Source organism: Mycolicibacterium confluentis, assembly GCF_010729895.1.
GTDB classification, from domain to species: Bacteria; Actinomycetota; Actinomycetes; order Mycobacteriales; family Mycobacteriaceae; genus Mycobacterium; species Mycobacterium confluentis.
In genome coordinates, this window is the sequence record NZ_AP022612.1 from 2,195,339 (window position 1) to 2,221,250 (window position 25,912).

Annotated in this window: 22 protein-coding genes; 8 read left to right on the top strand and 14 right to left on the bottom strand. The window is 67.6% G+C overall.

Going from position 1 to position 25,912, the window contains the following annotated elements; translation table 11 throughout:
• Positions 1–32 precede the first annotated feature (32 nt).
• On the top strand, positions 33–2,426 hold the full coding sequence (locus G6N34_RS10140; RefSeq protein ID WP_109788570.1) for a Tex family protein: 2,394 nt from the start codon (positions 33–35) through the stop codon (positions 2,424–2,426).
• Positions 2,427–2,446: 20 nt separating this feature from the next.
• Here the strand turns inward: G6N34_RS10140 and aceA are convergent, their stop codons facing one another.
• Positions 2,447–4,735: an isocitrate lyase ICL2 gene (aceA, locus tag G6N34_RS10145; protein ID WP_085153353.1), complete on the bottom strand. Its 2,289-nt coding sequence runs from the start codon at positions 4,733–4,735 to the stop codon at positions 2,447–2,449.
• A 192-nt stretch (positions 4,736–4,927) separates the two neighbouring features.
• Between aceA and G6N34_RS10150 the strand changes: the two genes are divergently transcribed.
• The gene (locus tag G6N34_RS10150) at positions 4,928–6,364 is read left to right on the top strand and encodes an HNH endonuclease signature motif containing protein (RefSeq protein WP_170311421.1); all 1,437 of its coding nucleotides are present in this window, start codon (positions 4,928–4,930) and stop codon (positions 6,362–6,364) included.
• Between the two features lie 196 nt (positions 6,365–6,560).
• On the opposite strand, the gene G6N34_RS10155 is transcribed toward G6N34_RS10150, so the two are convergent.
• The 3 genes from G6N34_RS10155 to G6N34_RS10165 form a co-directional block, all read right to left on the bottom strand.
• Entirely contained in the window at positions 6,561–6,923 is a 363-nt protein-coding gene (locus G6N34_RS10155) for a heme-binding protein (RefSeq protein ID WP_085150824.1), read from the bottom strand.
• An 86-nt stretch (positions 6,924–7,009) separates the two neighbouring features.
• Positions 7,010–8,071, bottom strand: a complete 1,062-nt coding sequence (locus tag G6N34_RS10160; RefSeq protein WP_085150825.1) for a phosphotransferase — start codon at positions 8,069–8,071, stop codon at positions 7,010–7,012.
• A gap of 2 nt (positions 8,072–8,073) precedes the next feature.
• Positions 8,074–9,150: an FHA domain-containing protein gene (locus tag G6N34_RS10165; protein WP_085150826.1), complete on the bottom strand. Its 1,077-nt coding sequence runs from the start codon at positions 9,148–9,150 to the stop codon at positions 8,074–8,076.
• A gap of 166 nt (positions 9,151–9,316) precedes the next feature.
• On the opposite strand from G6N34_RS10165, the gene G6N34_RS10170 reads away from it, so the two are divergent.
• Together G6N34_RS10170 and G6N34_RS10175 are read left to right on the top strand one after the other, a co-directional pair.
• A complete protein-coding gene (locus G6N34_RS10170) occupies positions 9,317–10,204 on the top strand; it encodes an FAD binding domain-containing protein (protein ID WP_085150827.1) in 888 nt (295 codons plus the stop codon).
• Entirely contained in the window at positions 10,197–10,670 is a 474-nt protein-coding gene (locus G6N34_RS10175; RefSeq protein ID WP_085150828.1) for a (2Fe-2S)-binding protein, read from the top strand. Before G6N34_RS10170 ends, G6N34_RS10175 begins: the two co-directional genes overlap by 8 nt.
• A 70-nt stretch (positions 10,671–10,740) precedes the next feature.
• Here the strand turns inward: G6N34_RS10175 and G6N34_RS10180 are convergent, their stop codons facing one another.
• Positions 10,741–11,424, bottom strand: a complete 684-nt coding sequence (locus G6N34_RS10180; RefSeq protein WP_085150829.1) for an SRPBCC family protein — start codon at positions 11,422–11,424, stop codon at positions 10,741–10,743.
• Between the two features lie 2 nt (positions 11,425–11,426).
• Positions 11,427–13,793 (bottom strand): xanthine dehydrogenase family protein molybdopterin-binding subunit, encoded by a 2,367-nt coding sequence (locus tag G6N34_RS10185; RefSeq protein WP_085150830.1) that lies wholly within the window; start codon positions 13,791–13,793, stop codon positions 11,427–11,429.
• A 106-nt stretch (positions 13,794–13,899) separates the two neighbouring features.
• On the opposite strand from G6N34_RS10185, the gene G6N34_RS10190 reads away from it, so the two are divergent.
• Complete coding sequence (locus G6N34_RS10190; RefSeq protein ID WP_085150831.1) at positions 13,900–14,364, top strand: hypothetical protein; 465 nt, start codon at positions 13,900–13,902, stop codon at positions 14,362–14,364.
• Here the strand turns inward: G6N34_RS10190 and G6N34_RS10195 are convergent.
• The 3 genes from G6N34_RS10195 to G6N34_RS10205 all read right to left on the bottom strand — a co-directional run bounded on the left by G6N34_RS10195 (position 14,348) and on the right by G6N34_RS10205 (position 16,979).
• Positions 14,348–14,785: a nuclear transport factor 2 family protein gene (locus G6N34_RS10195; RefSeq protein ID WP_085150832.1), complete on the bottom strand. Its 438-nt coding sequence runs from the start codon at positions 14,783–14,785 to the stop codon at positions 14,348–14,350. The two genes, G6N34_RS10190 and G6N34_RS10195, sit on opposite strands and share 17 nt — an antisense overlap.
• The gene (locus tag G6N34_RS10200; RefSeq protein WP_085150833.1) at positions 14,782–16,266 is read right to left on the bottom strand and encodes an aldehyde dehydrogenase family protein; all 1,485 of its coding nucleotides are present in this window, start codon (positions 16,264–16,266) and stop codon (positions 14,782–14,784) included. Before G6N34_RS10200 ends, G6N34_RS10195 begins: the two co-directional genes overlap by 4 nt.
• An 86-nt stretch (positions 16,267–16,352) precedes the next feature.
• Positions 16,353–16,979: a TetR/AcrR family transcriptional regulator gene (locus tag G6N34_RS10205; protein WP_085150834.1), complete on the bottom strand. Its 627-nt coding sequence runs from the start codon at positions 16,977–16,979 to the stop codon at positions 16,353–16,355.
• 117 nt (positions 16,980–17,096) lie between these two features.
• Between G6N34_RS10205 and G6N34_RS10210 the strand changes: the two genes are divergently transcribed.
• Positions 17,097–18,017, top strand: coding sequence for a TIGR03619 family F420-dependent LLM class oxidoreductase (locus G6N34_RS10210; RefSeq protein WP_085150835.1), 921 nt, complete (start codon positions 17,097–17,099; stop codon positions 18,015–18,017).
• Positions 18,018–18,021: 4 nt separating this feature from the next.
• Here G6N34_RS10210 and G6N34_RS10215 read toward each other — a convergent pair whose 3' ends face one another.
• The gene (locus G6N34_RS10215) at positions 18,022–18,801 is read right to left on the bottom strand and encodes an SDR family NAD(P)-dependent oxidoreductase (protein WP_179965739.1); all 780 of its coding nucleotides are present in this window, start codon (positions 18,799–18,801) and stop codon (positions 18,022–18,024) included.
• Positions 18,802–19,044: 243 nt separating this feature from the next.
• Between G6N34_RS10215 and G6N34_RS10220 the strand changes: the two genes are divergently transcribed.
• On the top strand, positions 19,045–19,893 hold the full coding sequence (locus G6N34_RS10220) for an aldo/keto reductase (RefSeq protein ID WP_085150837.1): 849 nt from the start codon (positions 19,045–19,047) through the stop codon (positions 19,891–19,893).
• On the opposite strand, the gene G6N34_RS10225 is transcribed toward G6N34_RS10220, so the two are convergent.
• Entirely contained in the window at positions 19,890–20,648 is a 759-nt protein-coding gene (locus tag G6N34_RS10225; protein ID WP_234812814.1) for a DUF2993 domain-containing protein, read from the bottom strand. The two genes, G6N34_RS10220 and G6N34_RS10225, sit on opposite strands and share 4 nt — an antisense overlap.
• Before the next feature lie 111 nt (positions 20,649–20,759).
• Between G6N34_RS10225 and G6N34_RS10230 the strand changes: the two genes are divergently transcribed.
• Positions 20,760–21,632 (top strand): SDR family NAD(P)-dependent oxidoreductase, encoded by an 873-nt coding sequence (locus tag G6N34_RS10230; protein ID WP_234812815.1) that lies wholly within the window; start codon positions 20,760–20,762, stop codon positions 21,630–21,632.
• On the opposite strand, the gene G6N34_RS10235 is transcribed toward G6N34_RS10230, so the two are convergent.
• The 3 genes from G6N34_RS10235 to malQ all read right to left on the bottom strand — a co-directional run bounded on the left by G6N34_RS10235 (position 21,633) and on the right by malQ (position 25,879).
• Entirely contained in the window at positions 21,633–22,052 is a 420-nt protein-coding gene (locus tag G6N34_RS10235) for a hypothetical protein (protein ID WP_133057730.1), read from the bottom strand.
• A 127-nt stretch (positions 22,053–22,179) separates the two neighbouring features.
• Complete coding sequence (locus tag G6N34_RS10240; protein WP_085150841.1) at positions 22,180–23,649, bottom strand: serine/threonine-protein kinase; 1,470 nt, start codon at positions 23,647–23,649, stop codon at positions 22,180–22,182.
• A gap of 55 nt (positions 23,650–23,704) precedes the next feature.
• A complete protein-coding gene (gene malQ, locus G6N34_RS10245) occupies positions 23,705–25,879 on the bottom strand; it encodes a 4-alpha-glucanotransferase (RefSeq protein WP_085150842.1) in 2,175 nt (724 codons plus the stop codon).
• Positions 25,880–25,912: the final 33 nt, after the last annotated feature.

The window sequence follows — 25,912 nt, forward strand, 5'->3', positions numbered from 1 at the left end:
GCAGTCCACAGGCTGGCCGTGTCCCGCCCGGGATGTGTCAGGAGAGTTCGGTAGGGTCTCGCTCCGTGAATTCGAGCGCCGCCCTCAAGTCTGTGAACGCCCGCCTCGCCGAGGAACTGGAGATCAGAGAATCCCAGGTCGCGGCGGCTGTCGGCCTGCTCGACGATGGCGCGACCGTCCCGTTCATCGCGCGCTACCGCAAGGAGGTCACCGGCAGCCTCGACGACGGGCAACTGCGCACGCTGGAGGAGCGCCTGCGCTATCTGCGCGAACTCGATGAGCGTCGTACCGCGGTCCTGGCCTCGATCGAGGAGCAGGGCAAGCTGACCGATGAACTGCGTGCGGCCCTGCTCGCCGCTGACACCAAGGCCCGCGTCGAGGACATCTACCTGCCCTACAAGCCCAAGCGTCGGACCAAGGCGCAGATCGCCCGGGAAGCCGGCCTCGAACCACTGGCCGAGCGCCTGCTCGCCGACCCGACGCTGGTGCCCGAAACCGAGGCCGCGGGGTTCCTGAACGACGACGTGGCCGACGTTGCCGCGGCGCTCGAAGGTGCCCGTCACATCCTGGTCGAACGCGCGGCCGAGGACGCGGAACTGGTCGGCGCGATCCGCGAGAAGTTCTGGTCCAACGGTGCCCTGCGCACCGCGCCCTGGTCGGAAGAGACCGTCAAAAGCGCTGATGCGCAGAAGTTTCGGGATTACTTCGAATTCAGTGAACCGCTGGAGAACATGCCGTCGCACCGTGTGCTCGCGGTGATGCGCGGCGAGAAGGAGAAGGTCCTGGCGCTGACCTTCGACGGCGGCGAGGATGCCGGATACGAGGTCATGACGGCTCAAGCCCTCGGTGTCGACCTGACGGCCGACGCCCCCGGCACCCCGTGGCTGGCCAGCACCGTCCGATTCGCGTGGCGCACCAGGCTGATGTTCTCGGCGTCCGTCGACGCCCGGGTCCGTCTGCGGCAGCGCGCCGAGGAGGACGCGGTCTCGGTGTTCGCCACGAACCTCAAGGACCTGCTGTTGGCGGCGCCCGCCGGCGCGCGCACCACGCTCGGCTTGGACCCGGGTTTCCGGACCGGTGTAAAGGTCGCCGTTGTCGACGGCACCGGCAAGGTCGTCGACACGTGCGCGATCTTCCCGCATCAGCCCCAGAAGCAGTGGGACACGGCCAAGGCCACGCTCGCCGCGCTGGTGGCACGGCACGGCATCGAGTTGATCGCCGTGGGCAACGGCACGGCCTCCCGCGAAACCGACGCCCTGGCCACCGAACTCATCGCCGACATCCGGGCCGCTGGGGCCAAGCCGCCGGCGAAGGCCATGGTCAGTGAGGCCGGCGCTTCGGTGTACTCGGCCTCGGCCTACGCCGCGCACGAACTGCCCGAACTCGACGTCACCCTGCGCGGCGCGGTCTCCATCGCCCGACGCCTGCAGGACCCGCTGGCCGAACTGGTCAAGATCGAGCCCAAGTCGATCGGCGTCGGCCAGTACCAGCACGACGTCACGCCCGGGACGCTGGCGCGCAGCCTCGACGCGGTGGTCGAGGACGCGGTGAACGCCGTGGGCGTCGACCTGAACACCGCGTCCGTCCCCCTGCTCACCCGGGTGTCGGGGATCTCCGAATCACTGGCTGAGGCCATCGTCGCGCACCGCGACAAGACCGGACCGTTCGGCAACCGCCGCGGTCTGCTGGAGGTTCCGCGGTTGGGCCCCAAGGCTTTCGAGCAGTGCGCGGGATTCCTTCGGATCCGCGGGGGAGACGATCCCCTGGATGCATCCGGTGTTCACCCCGAGGCCTACCCAGTGGTGCGGCGCATCCTCGACCGTGCCGGGGTCACCCTGGCCGAGATCATCGGCGACGAGCGTTCACTGCGGTCCCTCAAGCCCGCGGACTTCGCCGACGACAAGTTCGGCGTCCCCACGGTGACCGACATTCTGGCCGAGTTGGAGAAGCCGGGACGGGATCCGCGCCCCGCGTTCACCACCGCGACGTTCGCGGCGGGCGTTGAGAAGGTCGCCGACCTGAAGGCGGGCATGATCCTCGAAGGTGTCGTCACCAACGTCGCGGCGTTCGGCGCGTTCGTCGATGTCGGTGTTCACCAGGACGGCCTGGTGCACGTCTCGGCGATGTCGGACCGCTTCGTCTCCGATCCGCACGAGGTCGTGCGGTCCGGTCAGGTGGTGCGGGTCAAGGTCGTCGACGTGGACGTTGAGCGTCAGCGCATCGGACTGAGCCTGCGCCTGGGTGACGAGCAGCGGGGCGAACGCGGCAAACCGGCACGTGACACCCGCGCGGCCCCCAGTGGTGGAGGCCGCAGCGGCGGTCAGCAGCGAAATAACAACCGCGGCAAGGGATCCGGGCGACGCGAGTCCAGTGCCCCCGCCGGTTCGATGGCCCAGGCCCTGCGCGACGCCGGCTTCGGGCGATAGGCGCAGGGCCGGGGGCCGGCTCAGTCCTCCTTGCGAATCAGCCGGCCCAGCGCCTCGCGATCCGGTGCCAGGAGTTCGTCGATGCGTGGCTGGTTGACGTCGGCCACGATGATCTCGCCGACCTCCTGGTAGACGTTGCTGAAGATGCCGTGCGACTTCATCTTCTCGGTCTGATAGATGTTGTCCTCGGTGGGCGTCACGTAGTACACGATCTCGGGCTTGAACCGGTGGATCAGCCAGAGGTGGATCAGATCCATGAGGCGCTTCTGACGCATCTTCTCCGCGAACGTGTTCTGGTCGCGGACCGTCAGGATGTTGCGCCCATGCCGGTCCTTGATCGGGTCGACGACGACGTTGGCCAGCGGATCCTCGCCCTTGCCGAGGATTTGGAGGTCCAGCACGTCGGATCCGGCGCGGCGTGGCCGCAGTTGGACCCGCAGCGTCTCGCCCAGCTTGTAGTGCTCGGCCCACATGGCCAGCCACTCCTCGAGCAGCTTCTTGGGCACCTCGGTCTGCACCAGGTGCTGATGCTGGGTGGAACCCTTGCCCATCGACTTGGTCGTTGCGGTCCGACCCGACGACGCGGCCAGCGCGGCGTCGCTGCGCGGGCCGCCGACCAGTGTCTGCGGTGTGCGGTAAGGCGATTCGACCAGTCGCATCTTGCGCTGCAGCCTGGCGAGCGCCAGCATGCCCTCCTGCCGCAGTGACGTCGCGAACTCCTCACAGGCGACGCCGTCGACCTGATGACCGCCGTAGGTGATGAAGTTGAAGACGAAGCCGAGCTTGCCGAGTTCCTCGGGGAAGGCCCGCATCTCCTCGTCCGTCATACCGGTGGTGTCCCAGTTGAACGACGGCGAGAGGTTGTAGGCCAGCATCTTGTCGGGGTGGACGGCGTGGATCGCATCGGCGAACTCTCGTGCGTCGGCCAGGTCGGCGGTCTTGGTCTCCATCCACAGGATGTCGGCAAAGGGCGCTGCCGCAAGGGATTTGGCAATCGCGTACGGGATTCCGCCGCGCACCTGATAGTAACCCTCGGGTGTCTTGACGCGTTCACAGTCCCACGCCACGTCGGCGCCCAGTTCACGGGCCTTCTCGCGGGCCGAGTACAGCGATGCCCGCTCCGCGAACTTCCGCCATTCGGTCGCGCTCATGCCGGCCGATTCACCGTCGCGCTCACGGAATTCCAGCAGTTCGGCGACCGCTTCACCGTAGGTGTTGAGCCCGGCGTCCTCCTGCCACACGTCGACGAACTTGGATTCGGCCTGGTCGAACAGCCCGTCGACAGAGGTCTCGGTGCCGTCGAGCCACGCTCTGGCCGACTCCGCGACCAACGCGCCGATGCCCTGGCGGTCGAGCCAGGCGTCCGCGATGGCGTACTCACCCTCCGGCAGGGCATAGAGCATGTGGCCGTTGAGTTCGGTGACGCCCTCGTTGTAGAACCGGCGCATGAGCGCCAGGAAACAGGACTTGTAAGACGGCACCTTGAGGTTGGTGGCGCCCAGGAGGAACGGCTGATCGCGTTCGTCGGCCCGGCTGTCAATGAGATTCGCGGCCTCAGCGTCGGTGCGCGCGACGATGATGCCCGGCACACGCATGACGTCGAGTTGGAATCGTGCGGTGTTGAGTCGCTTGATCTGCTCGTCGGACGGCACCAGCACCTTGCCGCCCTGGTGGCCGCACTTCTTGGTTCCGGGGCGCTGGTCCTCGATGTGGTAACCAGGCACGCCAGCCTCGACAAATCGGCGAATCAGGTTGCGCACATGGGGATCTCCGCCGTGTCCAGTGTCGGCGTCGGCGATGATGAAGGGCCGGTAGTCGTACTCCGGTGTTGCGGCGCGCTGCTGCTCAGTCATCTTCAGGCGCAGATACTGCTGATTGCGGTCGGCGGTCAGCAGGGCTCGAACCAGTCCGGCGGCCTCTTCCGGCACCTGGCTCAGTGGGTAGCTGGCGAGGTCGGGGCCGGGGTCCTCGCTGATCGACCCCTTGGCCGAGGTGGCCCACCCTCCGAGATAGATGCCCTCGATGCCCATGCGTTTCATGACCACTGCCTGGCCGGGGGAGTACGGGCCGAACGTCGTGATGCTCTTCTTCTTGGCGAACAGCTCGCGCAGATGCGGGTGGAACGCGGTCGCGGCCTCGCGCGCGATGGGGTAGTCGGACGGGATGGTGCCGCGCTGCTCGGCGACCTGCCGCGCCGAGTAGAGGCGGATGATGCCTTCGAACCGGGGGCTGTCGAAGTACGCCTGGGTGGCGGTGACGTCCTTCTCGAAGGGTGAGCTGATCTCAGGGTGGGTTTCGATGGTCGACATGCGCAGTGCTCCTCTTCGAGCTCGGGTATGAGTTGATTATCCAGAGCCGAGCAGGGTGGGCGGGGCGGTTCCGAGGCTGAGTTTCCTGTGGGTCGGGATACCCGCCCGTCCGTGCTCTGGAACCCCTTCTGTCTCTTTGGTTTCTGGGGTAACATCTGCGTTTTTGTCGGTGGATCGAACTAGTGTTCGAGTATGACTTCCGCGATGGTGACTCGTGATGACGTGTTCAGCGTCCTCGCCGAGCTGGCTGCCGCGCAGGAGAAGTTGGCCGCGTTGCCGGTCGATGGGCTCAGCGCCCGCGAGGTGCTCGACGTGCTGGAAGTTCGCCAGCAGTTGGTATGGGCTGATGCCGCCGTCGACCACAAGCTGGTGGCCCGGTTGGGGGAGCTTGGCCCCGAAGCGTTGGGTGGGGACAAGGTCGCCAAAGTCCTGAGCCATCGGTTGCGAATCTCTGCCGAGGAGGCCCGCCAGCGCGTCGCCGACGCCGAGGTACTGGGTCCCCGCCGCGCGTTGACCGGTGAGGTGCTGGAACCGGTGATGCCCCACGTCGCCGCCGCCGTCGCTGAGGGCCGGGTGGGGCCCGCACATGTGAAGAGCTGCCGGGAGTTCTTCAAGGCGTTGCCTGATCATGTGGATCTCAGCGCCCGGGTTGAGGCCGAGAAGTTGGCCGCCGAACACGCCTTCACCCTGGGAGTGTCCGACTTCCGGGCGGCGTTGAACCGGATGCTGCTGTGGCTCGACCCCGACGGTGCCTTCAACGACGCCGACATCCAACGCCGCCGCGGCCTCACCTTCGGCAAACAGGGTGCTGACGGGCTCATCCGAGTCAGTGGACACCTCACCCCGGAAGCGTGGGCGGTCTGGGAGCCGGTGATGGCCAAGAACGCCGCACCCGGGATGTGCAACCCCGACGACGAGGCACCGTGTGTCACCGGCAGGCCCTCAGAAGCGCAGATCAAGGCCGATCACCGCACCAAAGCTCAACGCCAGCACGACGCTCTGCTCGCCGGCGGCCGGACGATCCTGGCGTCGAAGAAGCTCGGGAAACTCAACGGCCTGCCCGTCACGGTGGTGGTGACGACGACGCTCAAGGAACTCGAATCAGGCGCGGGGTTCGGGATCACTGGCGGCGGGTCTCTGCTGCCGATGCGCGACCTGATCCGGATGGCCTCCCACGCCTTCCACTACCTGTCGGTGTTCGACGATGACGGGCAGGCGTTGTATCTGGGGCGGGCCAAACGGATCGCCACCCCAGCACAGCGCCTGGTGCTGTTCTCCAAGGAGCGTGGCTGCAGTGCACCCGGATGCACCGCGTCGTTCTACCAATGCCAGGTTCATCACGCCGCCCAAGACTGGATCGAGGGCGGGGAGACGAATGTCAACGAACTGACCCTGGCGTGCGGGACCGACAACCGCAAGGTCGGCCCCGAACCTGAGAAATGGACCACGCGGATCCGCGATGACGGCCGCTGCGAATGGATCCCCCCACCGCACCTCGACAACGGTGGGCCCCGGGTGAATGACCACCACCACCCCGAAAACCTCCTCAACCCCTACAAGGAGGGCAACGAAGGGCGGACCGGGTCACCCCAACCGGGAGCCGATGGCCCCGACCCCGACGGCACCTGAGCTGTCGAGGTCACACGGGGTGCGCGCAGCCGGAACAGGCATGGCGCAACTGGCATGGCGCATGTGGGGTGACCGGTACCGGCGCAGCCAGGTTCGCGCCGCAATAAGAGACTGGCACGCAGACATATGATCTGCGCGCCAGTCAGGTAGACAGCGTGACCTCAGGTCACCAGGGTGAGTTCAGGTCAGTGTGACCTCAGGGCGCAAGCGGGAACTCGTCGACCGGGTTGCCGCAACGGGCCTTGGTGTCGACCATGGGCCGGCGGATGCCCGCGAGCTCAGCGTGGATCTGCGGGTTGGCAGCGAAGTATTCCTTCTGCTTCGCGACGATGGTCTCGCGGTCCAGGCCCTCGAGGCTGGTGAAGAACTCGTTCACGTCGGGGTGGGTGAACAGGTAGGCCGAGGTCGATGCGGCCACGCTGGACGCGACACCGGCCAGGTCGGCCGCGGTGCAGTTCGGCGGACGCTCGGCGCTGGCGGTGGGGGCGGCGACGAGCATTGCCGCTGCAGCACCTGCGCCGACAATTCCCGCAATGATGCGGCGGGCGGTGGAAGCCATGTGTCGCTCCTCTTTCAGGTCTGAAGGGTCGCTAAGAATTAAATCACCGCCACGTGGGGCGTGCCGGTGTTCGAGCAAACGAGAACCTACAACTGTTGTGCCAGAGCCCAACCGCGTTCGGCGATGTCACGATACCGGTTGCGGAACACGTCGGTGCCCGCGCGGGCATCGGCGGCGTTGCCGTCGAGTCCTCGACGCCACACGCCGGCGACGATGGATGCTAGGCGGAACATCGAGAACACCACGAACACATCCAACGACTCGGGAATCTCCCGGCCCGCGTGCGCACAGTACTGGGCAACGAATTCGCTCTGGCTTGGAATCCCGGTGCCGGTCAGATCCTCACCCGCGACGCCCTCCAAACCCGTTGGCCCCGCGTCGAAGTGGTACGTCAGGCAGGCATAGGCCAGGTCCGCGAGCGGATGGCCGATTGTCGCCAGTTCCCAGTCCAGGACCGCAACCACCCTGGGTTCGGTGGGATGCAGCAGCACGTTGCCCAGCCGGTAGTCGCCGTGCGCGATGCACGCCGGTTCGGTGTCGGGTGGCAGATGGCGGGGTAGCCAGTCGGCCAGGAGGTCCATCGCGGGCATGTCCTCACAGCGCGCGGCCTGCCACTGCCTGGTCCACAGGGAGACCTGGCGTTCCATGTATCCGTCGGGTCTGCCGAAGTCCTCGAGTCCCGCGGTGCGCCAGTCGACCCCGTGCAGTGCCGCGAGCACCCGCGCCAGGTCGGCGTAGACCGCGGCACGTTCGTCGGGCGTGCCCTCGCGCAGCACGCGGTCCGGGTAGATCCGGCCGGGCACATGGTCCATCACGAAAAAGGCCGTGCCGACCACGGATTCGTCCGTGCACAGCAGGCGGGCGGGCGGCACGGGCACATCACTGTCGGCCAACGCCGCTATCGCGCGGTACTCGCGCTCCACCGCGTGCGCGCGGGGCAGCAGCTTCCCGGGCGGCTTCTTGCGCAGCACGTACTCGTGACCCGGGACCTGCAGGTGATAGGTCGGATTGCTCTGCCCGCCCTGGAACTGGCGAACCACCAGGGGCCCGTCGAAACCGGGCAGGCGCTCACGGAGGTACGCCGACAACGCAGCCTCGTCGATGCGATGGGCGGGCAGCACCGGGACCAGTTCAGCGACACCGCCCATGCTCAGGATGCCTCGAGTTCGGCGAGCAGTGAGTCCACCGCCGACTGTGCCTGCGGCGGCAACGGTTGATCGGCCTCGGCGGCCTCGATCATGGTCGCGGGCAGGCCCGAAGCCAGCGCGGCGTCCTCAACGGTCAGGCTGGTCCGGTGCCGGGCCGCGAAAAGGCGTTGTCCGACAGTCGCATTGGGGGTGGCTGCGATCTTCAGCATCAGGTCGTCGTATCGGCGTCGCACTCCGCCCATCGCGATGACCAGCGCCGGCGCGCGAGGGGCATTGCGGGCCGCATCAGTGGCCACCGCGAGCAGGTTGCGCAGATCGCCCAGGATCGACGTGGCCGCCGCATGGAACTCGGGACTCGACGAACTCGGGAGCGTGGCCAACGCGGTGTCGACGCTCTTGAGGGCCAGGTTGATGGTCTGCGCGATCAGCGGCGAGGCCACCGACGTCGAGATCACCTGGGTCTTCTCCTCATCCGGTGAGGGCGCCCCCTGCCGGATCCCCGCGATCGCACCCTGCGGCCACTGCAGCACCTCTTCGAGCTTGGTGCGCGTGTTCTCGTGCGGCCAACTGCGCCCCTTCTCGAAGGAGATCAGGGCGCCGGCGTTGATGATCTTGTCGCGGGCCAACCCGCGTTGGGTGAGTTCGAGTTCCCGACGGCGGGCCGCAACAGCGGCACCGGCGCGAGCGATGTCCGGGTCGACCGCGACGGTCGACTCGTCGTCGTCGATCTCGTCCTCGTCCCACCCGAACGACAGGTCGACGGCGAACCCCTCGGCGTCGCCGAGCTTGATCGTCATCCCGTCGGTGACCACCACCGACTCATGGCGTTGCCCGTCGACGAACATGCCGTTGCGGCTGTTGTCGATCGCCACCCAATGAGCCCCCTCGGGACGCAGACGCATGTGGGTGCGCGACATCCAGTTGAAGTCGAAATGGATGGACGCGGTCGGATCCCGTCCTATCGTCAACTCACCGTGTGACGGATCGGCGCGGCGCACCCGGCCGCCGCAGCGGATCGTCAGGTCTGGGGCGGTGACGGGAACCGAGGGGTTAAGACCTCCGGTGGCCGCGGAATCCATCGTCAGGGTGTCCTCCTGCTACGTCATTGCTACATATTCGCAGTTCGGAAGCAGCATACCGCAGTGTAAGTGTTGCACCGCTACATTTTGGCGAGTTGGCCCCACCCGCTTCGGTGTGACGGGCGATACCCTAAACTGAGCGAGTGCACAGCAACTGGGATTTCTCGTGAAACCGGCACCATTCGCCTACCACCGTCCCCGTGATCTCGAAGACGTCGTCGACCTGCTCGACGAGTTCGGGGACGACGGCAAGATCCTGGCCGGCGGCCAGAGTCTCACCGCCATGCTCGCGCTGCGGTTGACCCATTTCGACAACCTGATCGACATCTCGCGGTTGGCCGAACTCCAGTACATCGAGCGTCGCGCCGACACCGTGTGGGTCGGGGCGGGCATCACGCACGCCGAGGTCGGCGCCCACGACCTCGTGCGCACGGACGTGCCCCTGCTGACCAAGGTCACGCCGCTGATCGGGCACTTCCAGATCCGCAACCGCGGCACCCTCGGTGGCGCGGTCGCACATGCCGACCCGGCGGGGGAGTTCCCCACCGTCGCGCTGACCCTGGACGCCACCATCGAAGCGACGTCCTCGTCGGGACGCCGGACGATTCCGGCCACAGAGTTCTTCACCGGCCTGTGGGAGACGTCGATGGCGCCCAGCGAAGTGCTCACGGCGGTGGGATTCCCGGTGTGGGGTGCCCGAAGCGGCTTCGCCGTGCATGAGTTCGCGCGCCGCCACGGCGATTTCGCGATCGCGGGAGCCACAGTGGCCACCGAGGTCGGCGACGACGACCGGGTGCGTCGGTGCGCCATCGGACTGATGGGGCTCAGTTCCACGCCGCGTCGCGCATTCGACGCCGAGCAGGCCGTCATCGGGCAGAAGCTCTCCGACGTCTCCGCCGAGGAACTGGGCCAACTGGCCATGCGGGGACTCGACGACGTGCCCTCCGATCTCCAGGGATCGGCGGGCTACCGAACCCGAGTGGGCGCCGCGATGGTCTCGCGCGCCTGGACCGATGCCAGCACCGAAGCCGCAAGGGAGAGCGTCAATGCATGAACACATCGTCGAGATGACCGTCAATGGTCGCCCGGTCGAAGCGGTGGTCGAGCCGCGAATGACGTTGGCCGACTTCGTCCGTGAGCGCTGCGGCCTGACAGGCACGCACCTCGGCTGTGAGCACGGGTCGTGTGGCGCGTGCACGGTGCTGCTCGACGGCAAGGCCGTCCGCGGGTGCCTGGTGTTCGCGGTGCAGGCCGACGGGGCCGAAGTGTCGACGGTCGAGGGAGTTGCGTCGCCGGACGGCGAACTGTCACCGGTGCAGTCCGCGATGCGCGAGTGCCACGGACTGCAGTGCGGATTCTGCACACCGGGCTTCGTCATGTCGATCACCGCACTGCTGCAGGACAATCCGAACCCCACCGACGAGGAGATCCGCGAAGGGCTCTCCGGGAACTTCTGCCGATGCACGGGGTATCAGGGCATCGTCAACGCCGTGCACCGCGCGGCCGAGAGCATGTCCTAGGTTTCCGAGCCGATCGCCAAAGAGTCGGGGCCCGCAGATCTGATCTGCGGGCCCCGAGTCGTGTTCAGGCTCAGTCCGTCTGCGACGGCAGCACGATCACGTAGGGCTGCCGGCGTCGTCCGCCCAACAGCAGGCCAAGCACCAGACCCGCCGCCAGACCCGCGGCCACTGGCAGGGCCCGCTTGGCGAGTGGCCCGGCGATCAACGAGAACGCATCGAGTGACACCGCGGCGTCCTCGCTGGCCGCGGGAGCCGAAGCCGACGCGGAAAGACCTGCCGCCGTGGGAGTCTGGACCGCACGCGGCGCGTCGCCGGCCAGCAGGTCGGCCTCGAGGCGTGCGGCGAACTGATCGATCAGCTTGCCCGCGACGTCGGCGAGCACACCGCGACCGAACTGGGCCGCCTTACCGGAGATGGTCAGGTCGGTGGTGATCACACAGGTGGACGAATCACCTTCGTCCTTGAGTTCGAGCGTGACCAACGCCGAGGCGTTGCCCTGACCGCGAGTCTCCTTGGCGGTGCCCTTGATGACGGCGCGGTGGGACTGGGCGTCCTTCTCCTTGAACGCGCCCTTGCCCCGGTACTCGACCGTGATGGGCCCGACCTTGACCTTCACCGCCCCGGTGAAGTCGTCGCCGTCGACGGACAGCAGGCGCGCCCCCGGAATGCACGGGGCGACGCGCTGGACGTCGGTCAGCACATCCCAGGCCTTATCGATGGGCACCGGGACGCGAAACTCGTTGACCAGTTCCACTCTTACTGTCCTCTGTTCTCGTTGTTCTGAGCCGCTTCGATCGCCGCGACGATCGTGGCCGGGGTGGCGGGCAGGGAGGTGATCGTGACGCCCAGCGGAGCCAGCGCGTCGTTGATGGCGTTGATGACCGCGGGTGGCGATCCGATCGCGCCGCCCTCGCCGCAGCCCTTGTAACCGCCGACGCCGGGGCCGGGGATCTCGACGTGGCCGTGCTCGATCGTCGGCACGTCGGCGGCAGTCGGCAGCAGATAGTCCACGAACGTCGACGACAGCGGGTTGCCGTCGTCGTCGTAGGCCTGATTCTCCAGCAGCGCGCCCCCGATGCCCTGCACCGTGCCGCCCGCGATCTGTCCCTCGACGATGTTGGGGTTGATCATCGGGCCGACGTCCTCGCTGACGATGTAGCGCGTCAACGTCACCTGTCCGGTGACGACGTCGACCTCACACGTGCAGGCATGAGTGGCGTTGGCCCAGTGGATCATTGCCGTCGGCGGCGACACGAACCGGGCGGTGGCCTCCAGAGTGGCCGAGGTGCCGGGCGGCACCATCCCCGGCTCGTAGTGCGCGCGATACGCCAGGTCGGCGAACGTGACGCTCTTGGTGTCGTCACCACGCACGACGGCCTTCGAGTTGGCCAACTCGATCTCGGAGGGTTCGACAGACAGCATGGATGCGGCCAATGCGGCCAGGCGATCACGCAGGATTGTGCCGGCCTCGTTGACGGCGCCCGCTGTCATCGGCCCGCTTCGACTGCCCTGGGTGCCAGCGCCGTACGGGGTCACCGCGGTGTCGCCCTGGATGGTCGAGACATCCTCGATGTCGGCGCCGAGCGCGTCTGCGGTCAACTGCACGACGGTGGTCTCGATGCTGTTGCCGGTCGACCCGCCGTTGACGTAGACGTTGATCTTGCCGGTGGGCTCCATCCGGATGGTGCACCCCTCCGAGCCGAGGTTGCCCGTGGCCGCGCCGGTCGGTTCGATGTACGCCGAGAAGCCGAGTCCGATATAGCGCCCCTGCTCCAGCGCCTCGCGCTGTTCCTTGCGGAAGCCCTCGTGGTCGAGGATCTTCACAGCCTGCTCGAACGTATCCGCCGGAGCGACATGGTCATACGGCATGCCATTGGGGTTGAAGTACGGCATCTCGTCGCCGCGCAGGATGTTGCGGCGCCGCAGTTCGACGGGGTCCAGACCCATCTGCCGGGCACCGATGTCCAACAGGATCTCGCGCGAGAGCGTCTCGTACTGCCAGGGCCCCCGGTAGGCGGCCAGACCGGCCGTGTTGGAGAACACCGTCTGATAGTTGAAGCTGCACTTCGGAACCCGGTACGGGCCGGGGAAGAACATCCCGATGGCCGCGGTCGTCAGCACGGGATACGGCGTCGGGTAAGCGCCGATGTCCTGTACGAAGTCGATGTCGGCGGCGAGGATGTTGCCCTCGTCGTCGAACGCCATCCGGACGTCGCCGTCGACGTGGCGGGCCTGCCCCGCCGTCATGAGGTTCTCGCGGCGATCCTCGATCCACTTGAGCGGACCCGGAACCTTGCGGGAGGCGAGCAGGATGCACATGTCCTCGCGCATCGGGACGACCTTCTGGCCGAAACCGCCGCCGGTGTCGCGCATGATGACGCGCACCTTCTGCGCGGACAGACCGAGCAGGCGCGCGGTGAACGCGCGCAGTTCATGCGGGGTCTGGGTGGACGCCCACACCGTGAGTTCGCCTGGTGCGGCCTGCCATTCGACGACCATGCCGCGGGTCTCGATCGGCACGGGCACATAGCTCTGTTGATAGATGTGGGCCTTGGCGACGTGCGCGGCGCTGCTGAACGTCTCCTCGTCGGGCGGGGCGCCGCCCATACCGCCGGCCTGGTTGTTCGCGTACTCGGCGTGCACCAGCACGTCGGACGTCTGGGCCTTGGTGAAGTCGGCGATCGCGGGCAGCGGTTCATAGTCGACGTCGACCAGTTCGATGGCGTCCTCGGCCAGGTAGCGGTTCTCCGCGATCAGCAGGGCGACCGGGTCGCCGACGAACTTGACCTCATCCTCGGCCAGTGGAGGCCGCGGGGTGTCGGGCATGTCCTTGCCCGCCACCGCGTGCCACGCCTCGCGGACATCGGGGTTGAGGTCGGCGGCCGTGAACACCGCGATGACACCAGGCAGCGCGAGTGCCGCCGAGGTGTCGATCGAGTTGACCTTGGCGCGCGCGAACGGACTGCGCACGAAGCAGGCGTGCAACATGCCCGGACGGACCACGTCGTCGACGAAAGTGCCGTTGCCGGTCAGCAGTCGGGTGTCCTCGACCCGTGCGACGCGGGTGCCCGCGTACCTGCTGGGCGGCGCTGCGGTCGCAGTCTCGAGCGCGGTGTCAGCCATAGACGATGTCCCTACCTCTCCAAGCAGCGGACGGTGCTGCTAAGCAGTCGCTCAGCAGCCTACTAGGTGCCTCCCGACGAGTACAGAACGCGCTAGGTTCGGATCTGTGGGCCGATGGATCGGGCAGGCGGAGTGCACCGTCGACGGCGTGGTGCCCGCGGCGCCCGCGCAGGTCCGTGCGTTCTACGTGGACCTCGACAACATGGTCTGCATCCACCCGCTGGTGGTGGCCGTGGACTTGGTCGATCGAGATCGGGAGCGCCGGGAGTATCGCGTGGTGGACCGCATCCCGCTGGGGCCGCTGACGCTGCGCACCCGCTACGCGGTGACGCTCACGGTGCCCGACGGCGACGAGGGGAATGGCGACGTCACCGCGGTGTCCCGGCAATTCCCGCGAGTCCGCCTGGACACCACGGTCTCGTTCACCGCGCAGGCTCAGCAGACGGTGCTCACCGAGCACATGCGGATCACCGCGCCGCGCCCGCTTCTCGCGGTGACGGTCCGGCAGGCCGTCGCCGCGCACACGACGATGCTGGAGGGCATCGCCGCGCATTTCAGCTCGGGCCGTTGACGAACCAGACGTTCTCCTCGCGCAGGTTGCGACTGCGCCAACCGTCGGACGTCCTGACCAGTTCGTGGTGGTAGTACCCGCCGCAGTACGACAGGTCGGTCACGCCGGGCAGCTGCATCGGGTTGTAGAACATCGCCCGCACCTTCGCGGAGTCACCCTGGTGCTCGAGGATCTCGATGTTGGTGATGTAGTGCATCGACATCGGGATCAGCGCGCCGAAGCCCTGTTCCATCCAGGCCGTGACCTCGTCGCGCGGGCCCGCAGCCGCACCTGCCGAGCTGTAGTCGATATAGGCGTCCTCGGTGAACACCGACCGGTACAGCTCCCAGTCCTTGGTGTCGACGGCCCGGGCGTAGCGATGCAGCAGGGCGTTGATCGCGAGCTGGTCCTCTACCGACACTTCGTTGTGCGCCAAGGTCATTCCGGCATACCGATCGTCTTGATGGCCAGGTACTCCTTAAAGCCCTCGGCGCCGTTGCGGTAGCCCAGGCCGCTCTGCTTGGTGCCGCCGAACGGGCTGTCGATACCGAAGTGGCTCTTGGCGTTGATGGTGACGTTGCCGGTGCGCATGCGGGTGGCCACCGCGAACGCGCGGTCGACGTCGGCGCTGCTGACCTCACCGGACAATCCGTAGATCGAGTTGTTGGCGATGGCCACGGCGTGGTCGTCGTCGTCATACGGGGTTACCGTGAGCACCGGTCCGAAGATCTCCTCCTGGGCGATCTGCGAATCCGGGTCGACGTCAGCCAGCAGCGTGGGCTGCGTGAAGTACCCGACCGGCAGGTTCTCGGGGACGCCGCCGCCGGTGATCAGGCGGGCGCCGGAGTCGATGCCGCTCTGGATCAGGCCGAGCACCTTCTGGCGCTGCGTCTCGCTGATCTGCGGACCCTGCATCACGCCCGGGGTCCAAGGGTCGCCGACGGGGAAGTTCTCCATGCTGGCCTTGAGGATCGCCAGCCCCTCCTCATAACGGCTGCGGGGCAGCAGGATCCGGCTGGGCAGGATGCAGCTCTGCCCGGACATCACGCAGGCCATCATCGCGGCCAGCGGCAGCGAGGCCGAGAAGTCCGCGTCGTCGAGCACGATGTGCGCCGACTTGCCGCCGAGTTCCAGCAGGGTCTTCTTCACGGTCGAGGCGCCCGCGGCCAGGATCGCCCGACCGGTGGCGGTGGACCCGGTGAAGGTGATCATGTCGACCCTCGGGTCAGCCGACAGGGCCGCGCCGACCTCATTGGCGTTGGACGTGACGACGTTGAAGACACCCGCGGGGATGTCGGTCTCCTCGGCGACGATGCGCCCGTACTCGCTGCCCGACCACGGGGTCAGCTGCGCGGGCTTGAGCACCACGGTGTTGCCGGCGATCAGGGCGGGCACGGTCTCGGCGATGTTGAGGTAGAACGGCACATTCCACGGCGTGATGGCGCCGACGACGCCGACGGCCTCGTAGTGCAGCTTGCGCCGCGCGGGGCCCAGCGGAGTGTCGTGGACGCCGTTGTCCACGAGGTACTCGAACTTCCGGCCGTGTTCGGTCCAGTGCTTGACCTCTTCGATGGGGCTCTCGATCTGGCTGCCGGTGACGCTGACCGGGCAGCCCACCTCGGTGATCAGGACTCGGCGCAGGTGTTCCTTGTTGCGCTCGAGTGCCTCATGCAACTGGGTCAGGCAGTGCACCCGGAAATCGAGGTCACGCGACCAGTCGGTCTCGTCGAAGGCACGCCGGGCGGCGGCCACCGCGCGGCCCATGTCATCGACCGTGCCGTCGGCCGCCTGGCCCGCCACCTGCTCGCTGGCCGGATGGACGACGTCGAATGTCGCGCCGCCAGCGGTCTGGACCAGTTCGCCGTCGATGAGCATGCGCGGATCTCCGGCGAGCACTCCCTGCTCGGCCTGCACAGCAGTCACTTTTGTCCCTTCAGTTCGCACGACGGTGCGAAAATGGTTGTGCCACCTGGTTTTCTGTGTCGACAGTACTGAAAGTCTCTCTACAGTTATAGAGAATCGCGGAAATTGGCCGAACTTTCCTCCCCGACGCCGCGAACGATCCCGGAGATCAGCGAGTCGAGTTCGGTGGCGGTGTGGAACCTCCGGTCCCCGGACGCGCAGGCGAGCATCACGCCGCCAATGAACATCTGGACGGTGTAGGTCTGGGCGTCGATGAGCGCGGCGTCGACGTCGGCACCTTCGGGCTGCAGTCGCACGACCGCATCACGGATCAACGCCGTGAAGTCGTCGGTGTAGCGGCGCAGGGCTTTGGCCAGTTCGGGATCCCGCGGGCTCTGTAGCGCCAGTTCGTTGCGCGCTTTGGTTCTGGTCAGGCGCGCCCCGTTGACCGAGCGGAACACCAGGGTGGCCAGGCCCGACGGCTGCGAGGACGGGTCGGTGCGGCGGGTCGCCGCAGTCAGGTCCTTGAGGTCCAACTCGGCGATGCGCTCGGCGACCGCGCGAAGCAGTGCCGAACTGGTGCGGAAGTAGAAGGACGTGGTGCCGTCGGGCAGGCCTGCCTTGCGATCCACCTTCAGGTGCGTCGCACTCTTGACGCCGTCGTCGGCCAGCAGCTGGATCGCCGCGTCGCACAGCGTCCGGCGGCGCTGCTCGGGGTTGGGGCTTCGTCGCATCGTGAGGATGAACTCTAGCGACCAACATCGCCGATTGTGGGTACATCGGGCTCAATTGACTCTATTGTCGTAGAGTCGCGCCGTCCGGCGCCCGGCCTGCCCCCGAAAGGTTCAGCAATGAAATTCGTCTTCGCGCTGCCCCATATGCTGCGACTCAAGGCCATGATGCAGCCGTGGGAGGCCGAGGTGACCGGGGCAGACCAGACCCGGATGGCACGCCGCGCGGACGAGCTGGGGTACGACATGATCGCCGTGCCAGAGCATTTCGTGATCCCCGCCGAGCACGTCGAACTGTCCGGCCCGCACTATCTGTCCTCAACCGTCGCGCAGGCCTACCTCGCCGGCGCGACGCAGCGGATCCGCCTCAACTCGTGCATCACGGTGTTGCCCCTGCAGAACCCGATCGTGTTGGCCAAGGCACTGGCCACCGCCGACTGGATGAGCAGCGGCCGCATGATGGTCACCTTCGGAGTGGGTTGGCTCGAGCGCGAATTCGAGCTTCTGGGCGTGCCGTTCAAGGAGCGTGGCCGCATCGCCGACGAGTACCTGGCGGCCATCGTCGAACTGTGGACCAGCGAGCAGCCCACGTTCGAGGGCCGTTACGTCTCCTTCAACGATGTCGCGTTCGAGCCCAAGCCCGTGCAGCGCCCGCACCTGCCCATCTGGATCGGCGGCGACGCCGATGCCGCGATGCGCCGGGCCGCGAAGTTCGCCTCCGGATGGTGGTCATTCCTGACCCCGCCCGAAAAGATCGCCGAGCGCATCGATTTCATCAAGTCGCAGCCGGAGTACGACGGCCGGCCCTTCGAGGTGGTGCACGGTATGGGCACCAACCGGGTCGGGGAGGGGCACGTCGCACAGGACGATCCGAACGGGCGGCCCGGAATGAGCGCGGCCGAGATCGTCGACCGTCTGGGCTGGCTGTCCGAGCAGGGGGTGACGGTCAGTTCGGTGCCGATTCCGGCGGTGCGCGACACCGAGCAGTACCTCGACTACGCGCAGTGGGTGATCGAGGAGATCAAGCCCCAGGTGCCGTGAGCGGCTACAGCGTCATGGAGTAGCCGCCGTTGACGCAGATGGTCTGGCCGGTGATCCACGAACCGTGGTCACTGGCCAGCACCAGCGCCAGGTGGGTGAGGTCGTCGGGGGAGCCGGGCCGCCGGATCGCATAGCTGGACAGGATGGCCTTGGCCTGCGGGGAGGAGCCGCCGTCGGCCCACAGGGGTTCGGTCATCGGGGTCCGCATGGTGCCCAGTGAGATGTTGTTGGCCGTGATGCCGAAGCGTCCGTTCTCCAGGGCCAGCGAGCGGGTCAGGCCCGCGGCCCCGGCCTTCGCCGCGCCGTAGACGGCCCCGCCCGGGTCGCCCGTGCGTCCGGCATCGGACACGATCGTCAGGATGCGGCCCCACCCGCCCGACACCATCGCCGGCAGGACGGCCCTGGTGCAGTGCAGCACGCCGTAGAGGTTGACGCGCAGGAACGCCTCCCAGTCGGCGGGTTCGGTGTCGGCGAACCGATTTCGCGTCCCGAATCCCTCGGTGCCTGCGTTGCCCGCATTGTTGACCAGGATGTCGATCGAGCCGGCCTGGCCGACAGCGGAGGTCACGGACTCGTAGTCGGTGACGTCGAACGGTACCGCCAGTGCGGTCCCGCCCGCCTCGCGGATCTCGTCGACGACCTCCTGGGCGCGTTCGGTCCGCAGGTCGTTGACCAGGACGTCGGCTCCGGCGGCGCCGAACGCGTGGGCCAAGCCCCGGCCCACGCCCTGGCCGCTTCCGGTGATGAGAACGCGTCGGCCGTTCAGTGTGATCGCAGTGCTCACGTGGCTCCATCCTGGGATACATGGCGGTTCACGCGGCAGACAGAACACCGGCCGCTCTATGATCATAGAGCGGCCGGGCCGGTGACGGGGCCGGTTGCGCCTCTGGCGCGAGTGGTCGCTCGAAGCGACGGTTCTGTGTTGGGGGCCGGGGCAGAACGACACCGTCGCGCTTTTCAACGCACCGCGCGACCCCCTGTATTCCAGGCGTAGCGTCGTAGCCGATCCCGACGAACTGGAGCCCAGATGAGCACGATTCCCGACATCACCCTCAACGACGGCAGCACCATCCCGGCACTGGGATTCGGCGTCTACCAGATCCCGCCGGAGGACACCGCCGCAGCGGTTCGTCAGGCGCTCGAGATCGGCTACCGCCACATCGACACCGCCGAGATGTACGGCAACGAAGAGGGCGTCGGGCAGGGCGTGCGGGATGCCGGCCTGGACCGCAAGGACGTCTACATCACGAGCAAGCTGAACAACTCCCTGCACCGTCCCGACGATGCCCGCCGCGCATTCGACGCCACCCTCGCGGCGCTGGGGTCCGAGTATGTCGACCTGTTCCTCATTCACTGGCCGCTGCCCACCCGCTACGACGGCGACTTCGTCTCCACCTGGAATGTGCTCGAGGAGTTCGCCGAAAGTGGCCGCGCCCGCAGCATCGGCGTCTCGAACTTCACGCCCGGACAACTCGACACACTGGCTGCTGGGTCCAACACCGTGCCCGCCGTGAACCAGGTCGAAGTGCACCCCTATTACGCCAACAACGACGTGCGGGCGTACGGACGGGAACACGGCATCGCCACCGAGGCGTGGTCGCCGATCGCGCAGGGCCGAGTGCTCGGGGACCCGGTGATCACCGGAATCGCCGAGGCTCTCGGCCGGACGCCGGCACAGGTGGTGCTGCGTTGGCACATCCAGCGCGGTGACATCGTGTTCCCGAAATCCATTTCACCGGAACGGATGAAGGAGAACGCAGCACTGTTCGACTTCGAACTCGACGGTCAGACCATGGCCGACATCAGCGGGTTGGATCGGGGTGTGGACGGCAGGCTCGGTCCGGACCCCGAGACGTTCGACTGGATCCCCGGCTAGAGCCAGCGGGTCAGGGTCAGCACCCGTGCCGTGCGCAACTGGTGCAGCAGCACCTCGACTCGGCGCCGGGAGAACTCCAGGTGCCACTCCGGCACTGTGCCGCTCAGGCGCAGCAGATTCGGTTCGAAGTGCACCTGCGTCAGCTCCAAGCCGTGCGGGAGTTCGGGCAGACGGACCCGATAGGCCCGCAGTCGCATCGGTATTCGCCGATGCCGTCGGCCGAGGACCAGGCTGCGGGGTGCGAACACCACCGCGGGCGGTCCGGACTCCTGCAGTCGGGCGTCGACCACCAGGTAACCCCAGCCGGCGCGGCGAGCCAGATGCACGCGGGCCACGCCGTCGTCACCCACGTCGCCGACGAACCATCGTGAGACCTGTCGGAACAGCACGTCGAGCGTCGCGGCGGGGATGTCCAGGGTCAGGTGGACCGGCGCCGCGACCAGCACCGGCGGTGTCCCGGGCCTGATCCGTACATTGTGCAGTCGTGCGGTGCCGTGCGTGAAAACGCAGGTGTCCCAGGTGATGTCATCGGCACGCAGCCGGACGTCGTCGAGCCGCCCGCGGGCCATCGCGAGGACGTCGAGCCGGGAGTCGAACGCCGTCACCGTCATGGCGATGTCACCGCGGTCCAGTCGGGCTGTGATCCGCCGGCCCAGCACGAACCGGCGTGCGGTCAGGAACAGCGACCGGTATGCGGCGCCGGTCCCGGCCGACAGTGGGGGGACACCCGCGGCCGACGCCCAGAGGGTGCTCACCAGATCGCGTCGTGTCCTAGGTTCGGAACCCCGGTTGGCACTCATGGCAGTATTCCCACTCTAAGCCGCAGTCCAGCGTCGGGCAGTGCGGTCTGGAGGACGGAAGTGGCAGTGCGCGAACCCAATCTGGCCGGAAAATCAGCCATCGTCGTCGGCGGCACCCGAGGAATCGGACGGGCCGTCAGCGAACTGTTGGCGACCCTGGGCGCCAATGTCGTGGTCAACGGCCGAAGCGCGGATGCGGTGTCTGACACGGTGTCGGCGATCAACACTGCCGGCCGCACCGGAGTCGGCTTCACCGGGTCACCGACTGACGACGAGACTGCCGGGGCCCTTATCGCCGCGTGCACTGAGGCCTTCGGCGGCATCGACATCCTGATCAACTGCGCGGGAATTCCCGAACCGCCGCGGTCGTCGATCCTGACCATCAGCAGCGCAGAATTCGATGAACTCATCGACACGCACCTGGGCACGGCCTTCCACACCTGCCGGGCGGCGGCGCCGCTGATGGTGGCGCAGCGTTCCGGTGCGATCGTCAACACCAGTTCGTTCGCGTTCCTCGGCGACTACGGCGGTACGGGTTATCCGGCGGGCAAGGGTGCGGTGAACGGCCTGACCGTCGCGATCGCCGCCGAACTGGCCGAGCACGGGGTGCGGGCGAACGTGGTGTGCCCGGGTGCCAAGACACGACTGTCCACCGGCGCCGACTACGAGGAGCAGATCTCCGACCTGAATCGACGGGGCCTTCTTGACGACGTGTCCGCCCAGGGCGCGCTCGACGCCGCGCCTCCGGAGTACGTCGCGCCGTTGTATGCGTACCTGGCCAGCGACCTCGCGTCGGAGGTGACCGGTCAGATCCTGATCGGCGCGGGCGGGTTCGTCGGGCGGTTCGCCAAACCGACCCCGGCGCTGCTCGGTTACCGCGACCACCACGCGTCGGCGCCGTGGTCGCTGTCCGAACTGCACACGATGGTCAGCGGTTAGCTACCCGACTGGGCGCGGCGTGACCGTCACGGTGCCGGCGCCCGGAGTCGGCCGGCCGGGGTCGGCCGGTGCCTGCTGGCCCGCGGTGCCCCCCGGCACTGATCCGCCGGGCGGAACGAGCGAGTGTGTGTTGGGCGCCTTGGGCTGCTCCTGGCCGGGCTGCAGGTTGCAGTCGAGGCGCAGGCGAACGTTGCGGCCCGCGGGCTGCTGCTCGAGCACGACGCACTGTGACTGCGGCAGATCGTTGCCGATCGAACCGCCGAAGATGGGCTTGTAACCCTGGCTCTTGAGGATCGCCGCCGCACGGCCGAACGTCTCGCCGGTCACATCCGGCACGGCCGCGGTGGCCGCAGAAGCGCCGATCACCGCCATGGAAACGGCAGCTCCCGCGCCTCCGAGGAACAGAGCAAGCTTCTTCACGCACGACCTCCAATGGTTCTGCGGAGTGAAGATATCGCAGTTGGGACACCTGTGAAACTTATGGTTGATCGGCGCAGCGGCCCACAATGTTTCATCGCGTGGTCCACCGTGGTCGCCGGAGGCGCCGTCACTGGGCGTTTCCGCGCAGGATCTGCTCGGCGCAGCGCAGCCTGCTGTGGCCCGTCTGGTCCATACAGATGCGCACCGGTGACTCGGTCTCATACGGCGGCGCGGTCGCGGGGGACGTGGTGACCACGGGATTGGGGATGACGCCCGACGACAGGGACCACAGGTACCGGTCGGTGTACTGCAGGTTCGAGCAGTAGGCGGTGGCGCCCTCGGCCGTGGTGGCGGTGGCGCCGGGCTGACTGCAGGTGCCACCCACAACGACGGTCGCGTCGGCGGACGCGTCCGTCGTGGTGATCTCGGTCTCAGTCTCGGTTTCGACGACCACATCGGTCGTGTCGGTCACGGTCTCCGTCGGCGGAGCAGGCGCCGCGGTCGCCGCGGCGGGCGGGGAGGTCCGCGCGGTGGTCCGGGCTGTGGTGTGCCCCGACGTCGTTGCGCGGTCACCCTCGAACTCTCCGACAGCGAACGCCACGGCGGCCACCAGCAGCACCGCCAGCACAGCGGGCAGCAACACCGCCGGACGAAGCCAGGCCGGTTTGGGGGCCGCCGCGGCCCGGTGCGTATGCGAACTGTGCGACGCCGGGGCCAGTTGGGTCGGTTCGACGAATCCGGCCGCCTCCGTGATCGGCGTACCGGCCTGGGGATTGCCCAGGGCCCTGGCGAAGTCGAGGCACCGGGCGTACCGATCCGCGGGATTCTTCGACAGCGCTTTGGTCAGCGCGGGATCCAGCGGCGCGAGTTCCGGGCGAAGTCCGCCGAGTCGGGGCGGCGCCGCCGTCAGGTGCTGGCTGATCACAACCGCGGGATTCGAATGCGAGAAGGGCGGTGATCCGGTGAGCAGATGGAACGCCGTGGCGGCCAGCGCGTACTGGTCGGCGCGTCCGTCGAGGTCGGTGCCCATGAGCTGCTCAGGCGCCGCGTAGGACACCGTGCCGACCGTCATGTTGGTGGCGGTCAGGCTGTTGGTTTCATCGTCGCGCCGGGCGATGCCGAAGTCGGCCAAAAGAATTCGCTCGTCGGTGGTGCCGGGGTCGGCGACCAGGATGTTGGCGGGCTTGACGTCGCGGTGCAGCAGATGGCGGGCATGGGCGTAGTCGAGCGCCTCGGCGACCGCGGTGATGATCGGCACCACGGCGGCCAACGGCAGGCCCGAAGGATTGCGCTGCAGGAGTTCGGCCGCGTCGATGCCGTCGACGTAGTCCATGGAGATCCACAGCTTGCCCTCGTGTTCGCCGCGGTCATGCACCCCGACGATGTGGGGGTGCCACAGGGCGGCGACCACGTCGGCTTCGCGATCGAACCTGCTGCGGTATTCGGCGTCCTCGGTGCATGTCTCGGTCAGCACCTTGAGGGCGTCCTGGCGATTCAGCCGGGGATGGCGCGCCAGATACACCTCACCCATGCCTCCGGCGCCCAGGAGACGGATGATGGTGTAGCCCGCGAACGTGGCACCGTCGGCCAACGGCATGAGGCGAATATACAAGCGCCAGCGAAATCCGCTCGGCGAATGGAGCGCTGCCCGGTCAGGTCCCGGTGATCTCGCGCAGAACCTCACACAGGGCGGCGGCCCGAGCGTCGGCGAAGACGTCCTCCAACAGCACTGGTCTACCAGTCGAATCAGACAAGGGCACACGCCAGTTCGGATATTCGTCGGTGGTCCCCGGCTGATTCTGCGTGCGGGGATCGCCCAACGCGTCCGGCAGCGCCAGGGCCAGAAGCCGCGACGGCGTCCGGCCGAGGTACCGGTAGAGCGCGGCGATGACGGCTTCGCTGTCCGAATTCTCTTGTCCGACAGCACCCGAATTGTCGCTCGCGACAGTATCTGTGGCATCGTCGAGCAGGCCCACGCGGCGAAGTTCGGCCAGCCAGGCCTCCTGCGCGCGACGGTCGTCGGCCATCTCCTCGTCGGCCGAGCGCGTCAATAGGCCCAGGGAATCCCGCAGGCGAACATGCGAACCGGCCAGATAGCCGGCCGTCGGCGGCAGATCGTGTGTGGTGACCGAGGACAGGCAGTATTCGCGCCAGTGCTCGGCCGCCAGTGGGCCACCGTGGTATTCGTCCTGTTCAAACCACAGAATCGACGTGCCGAGAATCCCGCGGCCACGCAGATAGTCGCGCACCCAGGGTTCGACGACCCCGAGGTCCTCGCCGACCACCACGGCGTTCGCGCGCTGGGCCTCCAAGGCGACGATGCCGATCATCGCCTCGTGGTTGTAGCGCACATACGTGCCCGCGTCGGGTGGCGCGCCCTGCGGAATCCACCACAACCGGAACAGGCCGATGATGTGGTCGATCCGGACCCCGCCGGCGTGGCGCAGCACATGCGCGATGAGTTCGCGGAACGGGCGATACTCCTGCTCGTCGAGTTGGTCGGGCCGCCACGGCGGCTGCGACCAGTTCTGGCCCAGCTGGTTGAACTCGTCGGGCGGAGCGCCCGCGGTGACACCCAGCGCCAGCACATCCTGCATGGCCCATGCGTCGGCGCCGTTGGGGTGCACGCCGACCGCCAGATCGTGCATGACTCCCAACGCCATTCCGGCCTGCACCGCGGCGGCCTGCGTCGCCGTCAGCTGCTCGTCCAGCTGCCACTGCATCCAGCGATGGAAATCAACTGCGGCCCTGTTCTTCTCGGCGAACGCCGCCACCGCGGGCGATTCCGGATGCTGCAGTTCCGCGGGCCAGTCGTGCCAGTCGGCGCCGTAGGTCTCGGCCAGCGCGCACCAGATCGCGAAATCGTCGAGGGCAGCGCCACGACGATCTCGGAACGCCGCGTAGGACAACTCCCGTCCGGCCGATCGCGGCACCCGGAACACCATTTTGAGCGCCTTGCGTTTGGCCTCCCAGGCGGCATCGCGGTCGATGGCGTCGAGGTCGCGCGTGCGTGCACGCAGATCGGCACGCAACCGGCGCAGCCGGCGGCGCTTGGGAAGGTCGCCGTACTCCGTGATGGCCTCGACCCGCAGGTAGAGGGGATTGACGAAGCGACGCGAGGTGGGCAGGTACGGTGAGGGTTCCATGGGTCGCGTCGGGGCGGCCGCGTGTAGTGGGTTGACCAGGACGTACCCGGCGCCGTGTCGCGAGGCCGACCACACCGCCAGATCGGTCAGATCGGTCAGGTCACCCACGCCCCAGGACCTTTCCGAGCGCACGCTGTACAGCTGGGTGGCCAGGCCCCAGGTGCGGCCATGCCCCATCCGGGCCGGCAGTCCCAGCCACGCCGGCGTGACGATCAACGCCGCGCTCGCCTCGGTGTCACCGCTGCTCAGATGGAGGCGGTGGTATCCGGGCGGCAGGTCGGCGGGCACCGCGAACGTCGCCTCGCCGACCAGCCGTCCGTCGAGATTGAAAGGGGGAGTGAGGTTCTCGAGCTGACGCAGGCCGGACCGAACGGTGCCGTCCTCGAGTCTGATCCACAGGTGCGCCGGATCGCCGTGGGTGACGTGCACCCAGAACGCGGTTTCGCCGCCCGCGGTGCTCACGATGGTCGGCGGCAGTGACCTGGCCCAACGCGCGCGGTCGACTTTCCTCAGTGCCTCGTCGCATTCGGCGGCCGTCGACGCGGGCACACCCAGCGCGGACAGCACCGCGATCAGCGTCTCGGCCGCCACGGGGACCCGGCGGCCGGTCCAGTCGTCGAACTCGGTGGCGACGCCATGACGTGACGCGAGGTCGAGCAGGGCCGTGTCGGGTGGGGTCATGCCTCAATCTTGCTGGCTTACCGCGGCCACGTC